General features: G+C 45.4%; 20 protein-coding genes. All 20 read left to right on the top strand.

Annotated elements, in window-relative coordinates; genetic code table 11:
• Positions 1-6 precede the first annotated feature (6 nt).
• Complete coding sequence (locus PROVALCAL_RS15885) at positions 7-720, top strand: phage head morphogenesis protein (protein ID WP_006660347.1); 714 nt, start codon at positions 7-9, stop codon at positions 718-720.
• Positions 717-1973 (top strand): DUF2213 domain-containing protein, encoded by a 1257-nt coding sequence (locus PROVALCAL_RS15890; RefSeq protein ID WP_006660348.1) that lies wholly within the window; start codon positions 717-719, stop codon positions 1971-1973. Before PROVALCAL_RS15885 ends, PROVALCAL_RS15890 begins: the two co-directional genes overlap by 4 nt.
• A complete protein-coding gene (locus tag PROVALCAL_RS15895; protein ID WP_039862215.1) occupies positions 1973-2470 on the top strand; it encodes a structural cement protein Gp24 in 498 nt (165 codons plus the stop codon). The genes PROVALCAL_RS15890 and PROVALCAL_RS15895 overlap by 1 nt, the downstream gene beginning before the upstream one ends.
• Complete coding sequence (locus tag PROVALCAL_RS15900) at positions 2470-3537, top strand: major capsid family protein (RefSeq protein ID WP_006660350.1); 1068 nt, start codon at positions 2470-2472, stop codon at positions 3535-3537. The genes PROVALCAL_RS15895 and PROVALCAL_RS15900 overlap by 1 nt, the downstream gene beginning before the upstream one ends.
• A 55-nt stretch (positions 3538-3592) precedes the next feature.
• Positions 3593-3934: a hypothetical protein gene (locus tag PROVALCAL_RS15905; RefSeq protein ID WP_006660351.1), complete on the top strand. Its 342-nt coding sequence runs from the start codon at positions 3593-3595 to the stop codon at positions 3932-3934.
• Between the two features lie 2 nt (positions 3935-3936).
• On the top strand, positions 3937-4368 hold the full coding sequence (locus PROVALCAL_RS15910; protein ID WP_080547044.1) for a DUF4054 domain-containing protein: 432 nt from the start codon (positions 3937-3939) through the stop codon (positions 4366-4368).
• Complete coding sequence (locus tag PROVALCAL_RS15915) at positions 4368-4826, top strand: hypothetical protein (RefSeq protein WP_006660353.1); 459 nt, start codon at positions 4368-4370, stop codon at positions 4824-4826. The genes PROVALCAL_RS15910 and PROVALCAL_RS15915 overlap by 1 nt, the downstream gene beginning before the upstream one ends.
• On the top strand, positions 4826-5194 hold the full coding sequence (locus PROVALCAL_RS15920) for a phage collar protein (RefSeq protein ID WP_006660354.1): 369 nt from the start codon (positions 4826-4828) through the stop codon (positions 5192-5194). The genes PROVALCAL_RS15915 and PROVALCAL_RS15920 overlap by 1 nt, the downstream gene beginning before the upstream one ends.
• Positions 5184-5699: a phage gateway protein gene (locus PROVALCAL_RS15925; protein WP_006660355.1), complete on the top strand. Its 516-nt coding sequence runs from the start codon at positions 5184-5186 to the stop codon at positions 5697-5699. Before PROVALCAL_RS15920 ends, PROVALCAL_RS15925 begins: the two co-directional genes overlap by 11 nt.
• A 9-nt stretch (positions 5700-5708) precedes the next feature.
• Positions 5709-7196 (top strand): DUF3383 domain-containing protein, encoded by a 1488-nt coding sequence (locus PROVALCAL_RS15930; RefSeq protein WP_006660356.1) that lies wholly within the window; start codon positions 5709-5711, stop codon positions 7194-7196.
• 10 nt (positions 7197-7206) lie between these two features.
• Positions 7207-7659 (top strand): phage tail fiber protein, encoded by a 453-nt coding sequence (locus tag PROVALCAL_RS15935; RefSeq protein WP_006660357.1) that lies wholly within the window; start codon positions 7207-7209, stop codon positions 7657-7659.
• Positions 7660-7708: 49 nt separating this feature from the next.
• On the top strand, positions 7709-8167 hold the full coding sequence (locus PROVALCAL_RS15940) for a hypothetical protein (RefSeq protein WP_006660358.1): 459 nt from the start codon (positions 7709-7711) through the stop codon (positions 8165-8167).
• A gap of 82 nt (positions 8168-8249) precedes the next feature.
• Positions 8250-10382: a hypothetical protein gene (locus PROVALCAL_RS15945; protein ID WP_117584525.1), complete on the top strand. Its 2133-nt coding sequence runs from the start codon at positions 8250-8252 to the stop codon at positions 10380-10382.
• Positions 10379-10906, top strand: a complete 528-nt coding sequence (locus PROVALCAL_RS15950; protein ID WP_006660360.1) for a phage baseplate protein — start codon at positions 10379-10381, stop codon at positions 10904-10906. Before PROVALCAL_RS15945 ends, PROVALCAL_RS15950 begins: the two co-directional genes overlap by 4 nt.
• A gap of 2 nt (positions 10907-10908) precedes the next feature.
• Complete coding sequence (locus PROVALCAL_RS15955) at positions 10909-11202, top strand: phage baseplate plug family protein (RefSeq protein WP_006660361.1); 294 nt, start codon at positions 10909-10911, stop codon at positions 11200-11202.
• Complete coding sequence (locus PROVALCAL_RS15960; protein WP_006660362.1) at positions 11195-12010, top strand: baseplate hub protein; 816 nt, start codon at positions 11195-11197, stop codon at positions 12008-12010. The genes PROVALCAL_RS15955 and PROVALCAL_RS15960 overlap by 8 nt, the downstream gene beginning before the upstream one ends.
• Before the next feature lie 42 nt (positions 12011-12052).
• Positions 12053-12745 (top strand): Gp138 family membrane-puncturing spike protein, encoded by a 693-nt coding sequence (locus PROVALCAL_RS15965; RefSeq protein WP_006660363.1) that lies wholly within the window; start codon positions 12053-12055, stop codon positions 12743-12745.
• On the top strand, positions 12742-13086 hold the full coding sequence (locus tag PROVALCAL_RS15970; RefSeq protein WP_006660364.1) for a contractile injection system sheath initiator: 345 nt from the start codon (positions 12742-12744) through the stop codon (positions 13084-13086). The genes PROVALCAL_RS15965 and PROVALCAL_RS15970 overlap by 4 nt, the downstream gene beginning before the upstream one ends.
• The gene (locus tag PROVALCAL_RS15975; protein WP_006660365.1) at positions 13079-14266 is read left to right on the top strand and encodes a baseplate J/gp47 family protein; all 1188 of its coding nucleotides are present in this window, start codon (positions 13079-13081) and stop codon (positions 14264-14266) included. The genes PROVALCAL_RS15970 and PROVALCAL_RS15975 overlap by 8 nt, the downstream gene beginning before the upstream one ends.
• Complete coding sequence (locus PROVALCAL_RS15980) at positions 14263-14922, top strand: DUF2612 domain-containing protein (RefSeq protein WP_006660366.1); 660 nt, start codon at positions 14263-14265, stop codon at positions 14920-14922. Before PROVALCAL_RS15975 ends, PROVALCAL_RS15980 begins: the two co-directional genes overlap by 4 nt.
• The last annotated feature ends 5 nt before the right edge of the window (positions 14923-14927 follow it).

A 14927-nucleotide genomic window follows, 5' to 3' on the forward strand; every position in this document is an offset into this window, starting at 1 on the left:
AACTCAATGATTAAGGACTATGAAAAAGTATTTAGTGAACTGAGTGATGGTTTTGACGGCGCCACGATGGACGCCAGTATCGCGAGTCAAACGCGTATTTGGCTCAACCGGTTAAAACGTAAATGGGATAAAATCTTTACGACACAATCGAGCGCCATGGCTGATAAGTTTGTTTCACAAGTCGACATCGGTGCGCAGCGTAATTTAGACGATTCCCTCAAGCAGCTTTCAGGCGGCATCACAATCAAAACACCCTCGATGCCCGAAGCGTTAAAAGACAAAATGATTGCTGCAACAGCTGAAAATGTCTCTCTGATTAAATCCATTCCTACTCAATTTCATCAGCGTATTGAAAGTGCGGCGTTGCGCTCTATCTCACAAAGCGGAGAGGGGGCTAAAACGCTGCTAGATGAAATACGGGATATCGGAAGCGTCACGGAAAGCCGAGCGAATTTTATCGCCGTTGACCAAACGCGAAAAATTACGACTGCGGCGAACTATGAACGCATGAAATCAGCGGGGATACGCAAGGCTATTTGGCATCACTCTGGTGGCAGCGCTGAACCTAGAGAGTGGCATCTACAGCTAGATGGTGAAGTCTTTGATTTAGATAACCCACCCATCATTGACCCAAAAACGGGCGAACGCGGATTGCCGGGGCAATTACCTAATTGTAAGTGCTTTTGGTCACCCGTTATCGATTTTGGCGAGGAGACATGACAAAACGAACCTATGACAACAACGGCTGGCTCGAAGTAAAAGACAACCCCATCTCTAAAGTTGGGGTTTTTGATTATTTGGGGGCTGAAATTGGTGCGCCGATACCTGACAAAATCTATCGCGTATTGCGCCCACCGGAAGAATTAGCCAGCGAAGAGACCATCAACTCTTTCAAGTTAACCCCGTTCATTATTGAACATGAAATGCTGGGTAAATATGCCACCCCAGCGGAGAAGAAAGGCATTCAAGGTGTTATTGGTGAGAACGTGTATTTTGACCCACCGTATCTCAGAGCCAATATCAAAATATTTTCTGATGTCGCACTTAGCAATATTGACAGCGGCAAAATCGACCTTTCACCCGGTTATCGCAGTAAGTATGAATTCACCTCTGGTATTTATGAAGGGCAGCACTATGACGCCATTCAGCGTCACCTACGTGGAAATCACCTCGCATTAGTCGATGAAGGGCGAACCGGCCCTGACGTCGCTGTGCAAGATCACCTCGTTATCACTATCGACACAAAGGAACTTATTCGCATGAACGAAGAAGAAAACAAAGAGAAGCAAACCGCTGATGAAGGTGCGTTTACAGCGGAGCAAGTCACTGTGCTGAAAAGCATTATTGCAGAGGTGATTGCACAAACTAAGCCTTCAACCGATGAAAATCTGGAAGAAGAAAAGAAATCCACTGATGCTAATCCCGAAGAAGAACAAAAAGCGGAAGAAGCTGTAGCCGCTGCCGAAGTTGCAGCGGAAGAAGCCTCAACGGGTACACCAGAAGCCGTAGAAGCTGCCGAAGTTGCGATTGAGACCGCTGTTGAAGCTATTGAAGAAGCTAAGGAGCATCTCGACCAAGCGACAACGGATAGCTTAAATCGCCGACTCAAACGTTTAAAAAACGGCATCAGCACAATGGATGAGATTGCATCTTTAAAGCGCAAGATTAAGCGTTTGGAAGCGTCAAAGCCAACCATGGACACAGGCGCATTGTTAAAACAAATCGGTGAGCGCGATGCATTAGCGCATAAGCTCACCCCGTTCATTGGTGTGTTTGATCATGCAGCTATGACCAAGCAGCAAGTGGCGGAGTATGGCGTTGATAAATTAGGTATCCAATGTGGTAAAGGCAATGAAGCGATTGCGTTAGATGCGTGGATGCAAGGGCGCGTACCGGATTCACAGAAAGCCACCACAACGATGGATTCTGCGGTTAGCAATAAATCAATTTTAGACAAATGGAGTGCGAAATAATGGCAATTCCTAATTCAGTGGCGAATGGTCTAGTTTCAGGTGTTGTAGGTGAAATCAGCCATGCAGGACCTATTCGTGCCGTTGCTGCAATTCTTAGCTCTACTGATGAAAAGGAAAACATCTTTGGTCGAGCCTACACCTACAAAAATGGTTCTGTGGAGTCTGTTCAAGTGGGTGGTAATGGCGCATTTGCTGGGATCATGATTAACCCGAAGGCATATCGCGTTGAAGTCGGTTATGCGCGTAACGGTACCCAAGGTGAGTTTTTGTCGATGGGTGAAGTGTATGTCGAGCTCAAAGAAGGCGCAGGCAAAATCAATGCGCCGGTTGTCTTTGATGAAACAGACGGTTCGCTTTCCTCCAAGCTTGTTCCTGAAGCTGGTGACCGCGTGATTGGTTTTGTTAGTCGTCACGTTGAATCCAGTGAATCAGCCCATTTAAGTGTTATTCGCTTAACGGAAATTCCATACCCAGTGGCAGTAAAGGAAGGTGAATAATGCCAGTCAGTCAACAAAAGTTTTATATGTCCGGTCGTGATATTCGCAAGCATGGTCAACTGAATATCCAACCGGACCAGAAGTGGACGTATCGTGAACTCGAGCAAATTGGTTTTGGTGGTCTTGCCGCGATGGACTCCGCAATTAGTGGTGCGGCAATGCAAGGCGGGTTAATTCAGCGTGAAATGTTACAACACGTTCTTCCTGGTCTCATTCGTACTGCAACTCGCGTTCGCGTACTGGATGAAATTACTGGTGTATTGAATGCTGGTGAATGGCACGATGAAGAAATTATCCTAAACGTGGCAACACCAACCGGTAAAGCCGAGCTCTACGGTGATCATACCAATGTGCCGTTAGCATCTTACATTCAAGACCAAGAGCGTCGCGGCATCGTGCGTTTTGAACAAGGCTTCCAAGTTGGTAAGTTAGAAGAAGCGCGCCAGTCTGCAGCAGGGTTTGAATCAGCAGCAGAGAAACGTAATGTGGCGGCTGAGTCATTAGAGCAAGGTCGTGAGCGTATTGGTTATTACGGCTTTAATGCCCCTGAAACCCGTGTTTTCGGTCTGTTAAATGAGCCTAATTTACCGGCTTATGAAACCGCATCGAAAAAATGGAAAGGTGGTACGTTTGCGGATATTACCAAAGATATCACTGACATGTTCTCACGCATTGAGATCACCTCTGGCGGTATTATTAAAGATGACATCAATATCACCTTGACGTTGCCGTTGGGCTACCGTTCAGCGCTAAATGTTGCTAACCCTGTGGCGCGAGGTGAGACCGTGTATCAGTGGGTGAAAGAAAACTATCCAAACATGCGCTTTGTGTTCTCGCCTGAATTTGTCGGCGCGAATGGTGGGGCTGATGTAGCGTATATGTTCGCTGATACTGTGGATGATGGCTCAACCGCAACCAGCGCGACAATCTTGCAAGTCGTGCCGGTTAAGTACCAATTACTGGGGTCACAAGCTCAGATTAAAGGGTATTTAGAGGATGCGACTAACGCAACCGCAGGTGTATTTGTCACGCGTCCTTGGGCGATCACCCGTCTAACTGGCATCTAACCTAACCACTTCTTTTTTACGCCCTCATTTGAGGGCTTTTTTATTGGAGAAATCTATGTCTCTCTATGTTTATTGCACGCTATCAAACGACCAAAATTACTCCGTTAAAGACGGTAAAGTGTTTATTGCTGGTCAAGCCAACATCATGACTAAGCACATGTACACACCGCGTGGGCGTGTCACGGAAATTAGTGATGAACAATACGCCCAACTTAAAGATAACCATGTATTTCAGTTGCATAAAGAAAACGGGTTTATCAGTGTGGAAAATTGTAAAGAAGATCCAGACAAGGTGGCTACAAATATGGAAGCCAGCGACAACTCAGCACCTGAAACACCAGAATCACTGGAAGCGGCTAAGCAGGAAGTTCCGAAAACTAACAAAAAGGCGAAATAATGATGGATGCGAGCACATTTCCCATTGAGTCATTTCGTGTGCTCCGCCCGCAGTTCAACGGGGTACCTGATGGTGATCTTTATGTTATCGCCCAATCTGCGTTGAATTACTTCTCGCCTTGCCGTGGTGTTTGTACCAATGAATTGTGGATGTTGGTTGTTGCCCACATGCTGGACTTGAATCAACAAATTGCAGAAGGTGCCGCGCCAACGGGTGTTGTCACTAGTGTTACTATGGACAAAATCAGCGTGTCATATTCTGCGCCCCCTGCCGGTTCTGATTGGTCTCACTGGTTCAAAATGACCACCTACGGTCAGCAGTTCTTAGCGCTAATTAAACGTTGCAGTGTACCTCAATACTTTGGTGGCGCGGGTGAGCGCTCGGCATTCCGTGGCGTTGGAGGTCGATTCACTCGGGGAGGTCGGTTGCGTTAATGGCGAAATTATCTCAACTCAAAGCAATTTATGACGAGCTAGGAAAAAAACAGCTTAAAGTTGGTTTCTTTGAGCATTCAAAATACCCTGACGGTACGCCCATTGCATATGTCGCCGCTATTCAAGAGTTGGGTTATCCAGCCGGTGGTATTCCTCCTCGTCCTTTTTTACGCCCAACGATGAAGAACAAAAAAACTGAGTATGGCCAGTTAATCTTCCGCGTGGCTAAAGCAGCTGCGAATGGCAATATCACTGTCAATGATGGGCTAACCCAAGTTGGTGCAAAAGCCGCAAGTGATGTGAAGTTAGCTATCAAAGCAGTAACAACACCGGTGTTAGATGATGCCACAGTGAAAGCCCGCGCGCGGCGGCATAGCAAAGGTAAATCAACCAATAAGCCTTTAGTTGATACAGGACAAATGTTGAATGCGGTCACTTTCGTAGTGGAGGACAAATAATGTTTGGTAATTTACACCGTATTGCCTCGCGCTATATTCCTCAGCAAAAAGCCCTGTGGTTTCGCTTCAAAAGCCGTGAGCCCGATGATTTAGGGCATGACCAAAATCAGTACCATGAGCCAGTTGAAATTCGCGGGAGTTGGCAAGCGGTAGATACCCAAGATGCTCAAAGCATGGGATTTGATTCAAGCCAAGTTTATCGGCGTTTCTATACTTCTCATGATATCAAAGGCATTCAGCGTGGTACGTCTCCCGACTTCCTTGTTATTAATGGTAAAAAATACGATGTGATGGGCGATGCGGATTGGTATGAGCAGGACGGCTGGAAATCAGTGATTTGTATTGAGGTAGGTACTTATGACGGATAACGATGTCGATATCGCCATTCGTAAACAGCTTCTTTTTCAACTCAAAGAGGCAGGAGTTGATATCACCGTAAAAGCAGGGTTTCAATCGACCAAACAAGGTCGCGAAGAAAACATGGTGATGTTTTTCCCCATTGATGAGCATGGACACGGGTGGCAGGGTCGAAAGTACAACGTTCAAGGTGAAAAGGCGAATCACCAAGAAAGCCAGTTATCTGAAAAGACATACCAGTTTCAAGCCCTAATAACCGATTTAGGGCGTTATACGGCGGGAGACATTACCGCTATTGTCAGAATGATTACCAACTCTTTGCCATTTGTTGAAGCATTAAGAAAGCAAGGTGTTGGCATTCAACGTGCAAGTACAATTCGTAGACCTTATTTTCTTAATGATCATGGCAACTACGAACAAAACCCCTCGTTCGACCTTACCGTTTCATTCACCCGGACATTATTTCCCGATACAGCGGCTGTTAGTGCGCTATATCCTGACATTCACCGCATATAAGGTTTTACTATGCCAATTAAACAAAATCGATACGTTGATATCGCATCAGCGGTTATTGGCGCGTCTGCTGTTCCGATGCGTAAATTAATCGGTCGCTTATTTTCAACCAACCCTAAAATTCCCGCTGGTAAGGTTTTAGAGTTTGCCAGTGGCCAAGTTGATGAATTGCTGGGCGCGGATTCGCCGGAAGCGCACTTTGCCCGTCAGTATTTCAGCTATGTTAGCCCTGCTCCAGTGAGCAAGCCCAAAGCGCTGCAAATTGCTTCTTACGAACCCGTAGGGCGAGCACCTACGCTGTTCGGTACCAAGGCAGCGGCATTAGCAGATTTAAAAATGATTGCGGATGGTACCTTGTCTATCACTATCGGTGCTATCACCAAAGATTACAAAGACTTGGATTTGTCTGAGGTGGAATCGTATGCCGATATTGCATCAATGATCCAAGCGAAACTGAATGCTGAGCCTGAGCCTCAATTTTCAAGCAGCTATTTGACGTTTAACTCATTGAATAGTGTCTTTGAATTAAGTGGTGGAGTTCAGGAACGCGCCTCTATCAGTGTCGCTTATTCCGTGCTGTCTAATGCGATGGGATTATCATCTGGTACCACATCCGAAGGCAACCCAGCCCAAACACCTCTCGAAGCTTTCATTGTGGCTGAACAAGTCTCTGACTCCTTTGGTAGCGCGACATTCTTAGATGAAATGTCATTAGAACAGGCGGTACCGCTGGCGCAATATGTCGCCGGTGAGAATGTGAAATACCAACTCTACTTGAGCGTGAGTAAAGATAAGGTTGAGGATTTTAGTGCAGCATTAATCAGTACTGCATCCGTGGGACTAAATCTTAAAACAGAAAGTCTCTATTACGTTCAAGCGCTGCCAATGGCAATCATGGCTGCAACTGATTATGAGCGTACCAATGCTACAACGAACTATATGTTTCGACAGTTTAGCATTACGTTCCCTGCACAAGTGACGACTGATAAAGATGCCAATCTTTACGATAAATCTCGCGTGAACTATTACGGCGAAACGGCGGTTGCAGGTTCGAAAATTCGTTTTTATCAGCGTGGATTTTTGTGCGGTGGTCCATCTAATCCACTGGATATGAGTGTTCATGCTAACGAGCAATGGCTAAAAGCTTATATCACTCAGCAATGGCTCAGTGTGTTACTCGCTACGCGTGGTGTTCCTGCGAACAAAGATGGGGAAGCCCGTGCGCTCATGGTTATTGCTGGGGCGGTTACCAAGGCATTAGAAAACGGCACGATTTTAGCCGGCAAGACAATCACTGAGGTTCAAAAACTAGCGATTGCAGATGCTTCAGGTGATGACCTCGCATGGCATGACGTGCAAGACAAGGGCTACTGGTACAACGCACAAATCGTTGAAAGCACAGGTGAGAGTGGATTACCCGAATACGTCATGAAATACGTACTGATTTATGGCAAAGGTGACTGGGTGCGTAAAGTCGAAGGCTCACATAATTTAGTGTAAGGAATAGATAATGAGCGACATTTCAGCAACAGGCTTGAGTTTAACGATTCAAGCCTCTAAAACTTTTCCAGCTGGTATCTTAATCACCACATTTGCTGATGATGCCGATCCACTGGATTTACCTGCCGTCGATATCGCGCAGACTGGCATGGACATTAACGGTAATTTAGTGAGCTGGTCAACACCGACGCCGCAGACGGTGACAATTAACGTTTTAGCCGGTAGTGAAGAAGACCAAAACCTGTCTATTTTGCTCGAAGCAAACACGGCGAAAAAAGGGCGTCGTCATGCCGGCGATATTATCACGATGGTGGCATCGTATGGTGATGGTTCTACAGTCACGGCGCGTAACGGAAAAATGACCAATGGCAGTCGTGGTAATTCAGCGGCATCCGCAGGTAAGTTGAAAGCGAAGCAATACACCTTTGTTTTCCAAGATTTCGACAGCACGCGAGTCCGTTAATTCATTTCCAACTATGGCGGGGATCCCCGCCTTTTTATAGGTTCACATCATGTTAATTAAACCCAAAGAAGTCGCTATCAAAGACGTTGATGGTGACGAAAAGCTATTTGTGATCAGCCGGCTGCCGGCAACGGTTGGGCGTGAAATTTTGGCTAAATATCCACTGTCTAACGCACCGAAAATTGGTGATTACGATGTCAGTAAAGAAGCCATGCTGAAAATGATGGCATATGTCTGTGTTGTGGTTGATGGGGATGAAATTCCACTCAAAACGCAAACCTTGATTGATAACCACGTGCCGGATGGTGAATCGTTGATCCGCTTAGAACTGGAGATGCTGAAATATAACACCAGTTTTTTCGGGGGAGACGGGAACTCAGGCTTCCTCCATTACCTGCTCAGCAAGGTAAGCGGTTCACTCCCGTCGATTATAAAAACGCTGATGGGTTCTTTGCAGTCATCCTCAGTGAAGACCTCGCCACCCTCTCAGAGCTCAAAACCTCAATAGATTTAGAAGAAGCGATGGACCTGTGGGAAATCGCTATCATTAATCGCTACAACGAAGCCTTAGCCGCTTCAAAGGATAGATAATGTCGTTAATGGATACGTTTGTTCAGGTCTTTGAATTTGACACCCGGCAAGCCGATAAAGCCTTTGACAAAGTCAAGCGTTCTACGGACGACATTATCGAAGGCATGAAGAAAACCCAAGAGGCGGCAGAGCAGAGCTCACTCACGTTCGGCAGTGTAATGAACGAGTTATGGCAATCGCTCCAAGGGCTATCGGGTGAACACACCATTGATTTTTCGACTAATGCTGAAGAGGTCAGCGCACAGACTGACGCTGTTAAGTCACAATTGGATTCTGTGAGCACCGCTTTAGTCGCTTTGGATGAGCAGCGAGAGGTCACAGATGCCGGTTGGAGTGAAACTCAGTCGACATTGGGTGAGCTGGATGAGCATTACCAATTATTACACGGTGATATTGCTCAATTATCTACGGGTATGGTTGAGCTTGAACACACAGAAAGTCAAAGTGTAGAAACTAAACGTTTAGCTAACGCGATAATTCAATCCTTGCAAGGCAATTATAAAGAGCTGATCCGCATTGTTGATGAAATGCGAGCCAAGGGAATTGAGGCTGCAAATAGTGAAGTCAAAGCTCAGAGTGAGGTTCAAAAAGCCTTAGATAACACCGATGCTAAATACCAAAAAACAGGTAATACAGTCGTCTCTTTTGCGAAAAAGGCATTAGGTGCTGTGGGCTTGTTGATGGGCGCGACTGCGATGGTGAGCGAATCTGTCACGCGCTCCGCTGAGATTGAATCCCTCGATAAATTGGGTAAAAAAATTAATGTAGCCACCGCCGATGTGGACGCATTTGCAGGCTCAATGGCTGAGCTTGGCGGGACGCGAGATGCAGCTCAAGCCGATTTATCCGCGATGGCAAAATCGTTTGGGTTTGCTAAAAACTCAATGGAAAAAGTCCTGAAAACGGCAGATAAAGTGCAGGGCATGAAGTTCGACAAAGCCAAAGCAACATTGTTTGCATTGGGCGTGACCGATGATAAAACGGTCGAACTCATGATGAAGGGGCGTAAAGAGCTTGAACGGATGATGGGTATTCAAAAAGAATATTCTGGTATCAATAAAGAAAGTATTGAGCAATCTATCAAGTTTAACAAAGCCATGCAGGGGTTTAAGCAATCTTCCGGCTTACTGAAAAATAGTTTTCTTGAAATGGTGATCCCTGTTTTAATCAAAGGGTTGGAGTGGATTAATAAGTTTGTTGGTTTCTGTAAAGACAACAAGCAATTAATGATTGGCTTCTTCATTGCGATTGGTTCTGCAGTCGCGATTTTCTATGTCCCTTCAATGATAGCAGCGGCAACCGCTACGCTTGCGGCAACGTGGCCCATATTGGCAATTGTTGCGATTATCGCGTTACTCGCGGCAGCGTTCGCGTTTGTCTATGACGACATCATGAATTTCATCGACGGCAACGACTCCATGATTGGTCGTATTCTTGATGAATATCCTGAATTAAAAGAGGTCATTCTACGGCTCTGGCAAACGTTTAAAATTTTGTTTGAGTATCTGATGGTTGCGGTGAAGTTCGTCGCTGATGTTGTCGTTGATGCCTATAACACGATGAATAATGCGCTCAATCAATTCATTGATTGGTTAGTGTTAAGTATCAATGCGATAGTCAGTTGGGGAAATGATTTCAAGGGTGTTTTTAACACCGTATCAGATGCCGTTGTCGGCATTTTTAAATGGCTATGGGCTCAAATTCAGCAATACCTCGGCTGGATCAATGACGGGTTAGATGCCATAAAAAACGGTTGGAGTACCGTTAAAGGTTGGTTTGGCTTTGAAGATGCGGAAGTGACTCAGACTGTTGAGCGTAAAGTCTCTGCAGATGGAACAATCGAACACTCGATCCCTGAAACGCCAAAGTTATCTGAAGATGATACCGCCTTGCTTGTGAAAGGGCTTAACCAACAAATAACGGCCATGTCGACTAACCCGATGAATCCTGTTACCAGTCAAGCGATTAGTAATCAATCCAGCACCGTCAACGAAAACACGGTTAACGTTGGTGAGTTAAAGGTATTGACTCAGGCAACGGATGCTCAAGGCATGGCGAATGGAGCTAAAGATGCTCTACAGTCACAGCTTCAGGATGTTGGTCAGCAACATGATACGGGGTGGAGAAAATGATCACCGAAGTTAAAATATTCAATGTGGATAATTTTACGACGTTATTTGAAACCGCAAGCCCGATTCAAATCAATGTCCGTGACGAGCATAAAGCGACGCAGTTTGCTGTTGAATCAGGCGAGACGCGTAGCGATCATGTCGTTGTTCAACCGGTTGAAATTGGTATGGACTTAATTCTCTCTGGCGAGATGAAAAATGCGTTTGAGCTTATGCAGCAAGCGTATGACAAACATCAATTAGTCGGCATTCAGACGCGCGTTAAAACCTATCAACCCATGTTGTTAGTGAATTTCTATCACGACGAAATCCCCGAGATGGCTGATGCGATCAAGTTGTCATTACGCTTCACCGAGTGGCGAACGGTCGAGCCGGAATATGGTGACTTGCCACCACGTAAAGTAGCCAAAAAAGGGCAATCTAGCACGGTTAACCGCGGCAAGGTTCAAACATCGACAGTGCCGGAGAAAAAGAAAAAATCTGCGGCCACTAAAGTTGCTGATGGCGAATTTAAATTTGGGTGGTAGTGATGCAAGAAATTCCATTAAACGCAGTCCCCAACCAACGATTGAGGGTAAGCCTTGGCGATGACGAATGGGAGTTAACAATAAAAGTTGCCCGTAGTGTCATGCTCTGCGATATCAAGCGCAATGACGACATGTTAATACAGGGCGTTCGTGTGATGCCGAACCAACCATTGATCCCCTATCGCTATTTAGCTGGAAACGGTAATTTTGCATTCATCACAGACAACGATGAGTTACCGTGGTGGGAGCAGTTCGGAAAGGCTCACTATCTTGTGTGGTGGGGTGACGATGATTGATTTACGCCGCATTAGAGTCGGCATTGAGGTAAATGGGCGACTACAGTGGTATGAGGGCTTGCGTATAAAAGCTAATGGCACTAAGTACGCCAACCCATTACAGAATGAGTGTACGGTCAACATTGACGGGTTAAATGCGGATACGCGCAATATGCTGTTAACGGAAACCAGTCCATATGCAAAAAGTAAAACGCCGCACCGGTTAATTGTTGAAGCTGGTCGCGTCAGTACCGGAGTGTTTCGGATTTATGTGGGCGATATTGTCAGTGCTGAAATAGCATCACCACCGGATGTTACACTGACCTTAAAAGCCAAAACAAATAATGCGACAGCCAGAAAAATGATCTCTACCTCTGGTGGAGCAATCAATAAATTGAGTGATATCGCAAAAAATATCGCACAAGACTGCAATGTTAAGCTCGATTTTCAAGCCACTGATAAGAACATTGCCAACTGGTATTTTTGCGGCTCGGCACTCAAGCAAGTTGAAAAACTTCAAGAGGCTGGCAAAGTCAAAGCGTTTATTGACGATGATGTGTTGTATGTGAAAGACCAGGATAAAGCGTTATCTAGTCGCCGGCGTATTTTAAACCAAAAATCAGGCATGGTAGGCATCCCAAAAGCCACTGAAAAAGGTGTGGACGTTACTTATCTCATTGATGCGGAGTCGTCACTGGGTGGCATGTTGAGTCTTGAAAGTAAGTTTAACCCTGCTTTAAACGGCGATTATCTTATTGAGCAACTCAAATTCGATATTGCTTCTCACGACGAGCCATTCTTTTACCAAGCAATCTGTAAACGAGCTTAAGCCAATTTAGTCCGTCGACTCTCTCTAATTTAAAGGTAAGAAATGAACCAGCCCAATAGTGATATTGCTAGCGAAGGCAGTTTGGCAGGGCAGCTCTCGGCTGCATTTCGCAATTTCCTGATGAATATTGATGACATGCTCCCCGCGACGGTGGTGAGTTATGACGATAAAACCAATCGCGCCGTTATCAAACCGTTGGTCATGATGGTTTCCACCGAAGGGCAAAAAATGGGGCGAGCTACGGTACCAAACATCCCCGTTTTTCGTTTTGGTGGTGGTGGATTTTTTATTCGAATGCCAATTAAGCCGGGGGATTTTGGTTGGCTCAAAGCCAATGACCGAGATGTTAGTTTAGTTTTCCAGCGTGGCGGGTTGGAAGATGAACCTAATACGGCTCGTTTACATACCTTCAGCGATGCGATGTTCTTTCCCGATACACTTAAAGGCTGGTTAATTGATGGTAAAAATACGGATGCTTTGGTGATTCAATCCATGGATGGATCCGTATGTTTATCATTGCACGAGGGCAAGGTGGTTTTAGATTCGCCTGTTCTCGAAGCCAATGTGCCGGAAACCACGTTTAACGGCAATGTGACCATCAATGGTAACCATGCGGTGAACGGAAATAGCGACTCAAACGGTGGCACGATGAAACACAACGGTAAAGATATCGGTTCCACGCACAAACACAGTGGAATTCAAACTGGTAGTAGCAATTCAGGAGCCCCCGTATGAAGACATTCAACGTCAACAGCAATAACGATATCCACCTTGGCAATGATGGAAATTTGTCGATTGTGAGTGGTGAACGGGCATCAGAAAAACGTTGCGAACATTATGCCAAGGCATTACGCGGCGAGATGTTACATAAGTTGGACTTGGGTATTCCGTATTGGAAAACTACGTTTGGACGGCAAGCCGATATTCCGCTGTTTGAATCTGCGTTCCGTGACCGTATGCGTGAACTTGATGATGTGATATCGGTGGTGTCGTTTTCGGCTTCGTTGACGGATAACACGCTGAAATATACCGCTGTGATACAAACGATTTATGGGGAGATAATGCTCAATGGCTGATTATCAATTTATTACATCACAAGGCGTGATTATTCCCGATACTAGCAAGTTACGTGAAGATGTTGAAAACGAATTTAAAGGGATTTTTGGCGAGGATTTAGATGTTAATCCTGAAACCCCACAAGGTGCATTAATCACCATGGAAGTGGAGAACCGAGATGCGGTTGCACGAAATAATGCTGAATTAGCTAATCAAATTAACCCTGATTTATCCGGAGGCATTTTTCTTGATGCAATATGGGCGTTTATGGGCGGACAACGTTTTGATGCGACACACTCATTTCTGACGCAGGTTAAGTTTAGCGGTGTTGCCGGTACTATTATTCCTAAAGGTTCTCTGGCAGCGACGAGGGGGGGCGATATCTTTGAAACGACAAAGGTATTAATTATTGGCAAAGATGGCATCACTATAGGTGATATGCGATCTATTGATACGGGTCCTATCGAGTGTGGTGTTGGACAACTTGATAAAGTAGCGAGTTCGGTGCTTGGCTGGGAAACAGTGAGTAACCCAACAGCAGCGATATTAGGGCGAATTGAAGAGTCTGATTTACATGCTAGACGTAGGCGCAAGCAAACACTTGCGCGAAACACCGTGAGTGTTGGTGAAGCAATCACATCGGCACTCTATGAGTTGGAAGGCGTGCGTTCTTTAGCTTATAGAGAGAACTATGGTGATACGTCCGTTATTATTGATGGGATTACCTTAGTACCTCATAGCGTTTATGTTTGTGTCGAGGGCGGCGACAAAAATCAAATTGCTCAATCTTTGCTGAGAACTAAAACACTCGGCGCAGCCTTTAACGGCAGTGAAGAAGTTGATGTGCTGGAGAAAATCAGTGGTCAAACGTACCCCGTGAAATTTGATAGAGCAAAAGAAATCGTGTTGTTTTGCCGGGTGACCGTAAAAAAAGCCACAGTAGATGCACAAACCATTATTCCCAAAGCGGTCGAGTCTTGGGCTAACGGTGATGTGGAGGGGGACGGCGGTTTAGTGGTTGGGCGTGATGTTTCTCCCTTTGAAATTTCTGCCGGTATTAACACCGTAGAGCCAAGACTGTTTATTACGCGCGTGGAGCTTTCAACAGATGGTAAAGCGTGGTCCTCTGATAACTTCACGATAAAGCTGAATGAAGTGGCTCGTATAAAAGGCAGTGCTGTACAAGTGGTGATCGTATGAAATCAGTACAATCATTTGATTTTCATTCGGATTTATTGAAAGCCATTCTTTGGCAGTATGAAGATGCGGATAACTTAAAGGCGTTAGCAAAATACAAGTCAGATTACTTTGAGCGTTCCACCATAGAATTTTGGCGTAACTGGTACCGCGATGTTTTTAATATCGACACGGCAAATGAATTTGGGCTCAATATCTGGTCACGTATCCTCGATGTACCGTTAGGGATTGACGTTCCTCCCAGCGATAAAACGAAAGTGGGGCTTGGTTTTGGTAAAAAGAAAGCCAATTTTAAAGCTAACTTTCGGCGAAACTCAGATTACACATTATCACTGACGGTAGAACAAAAGCGGCTGATTATCCGCATGCGCTACTTCAATCTGACTCAAAGCCCCACCGTGACCAATATTAATGAGTTTCTGCGTCGATTTTTCTGGCAAGAAGACAGCAAAGTCTTTGTTTTAGACCCACTCGACATGACTTACATGTATTACGTCTTCAACTACAACCCTGATGAACGCCTGAGACTCCTTTTAGAAAACTTCGACCTTATGCCTCGCCCGTCGGGTGTTGGCGTCAAATATCGTATTGTAACGAAGAAATCCTTCGGTCACGGAAAATTCCGTAAAAACTTCCTGAGCAGTAATTTCGGAGCATAAAACCA

This window comes from Providencia alcalifaciens DSM 30120, from assembly GCF_000173415.1.
Lineage (GTDB): Bacteria > Pseudomonadota > Gammaproteobacteria > Enterobacterales > Enterobacteriaceae > Providencia > Providencia alcalifaciens.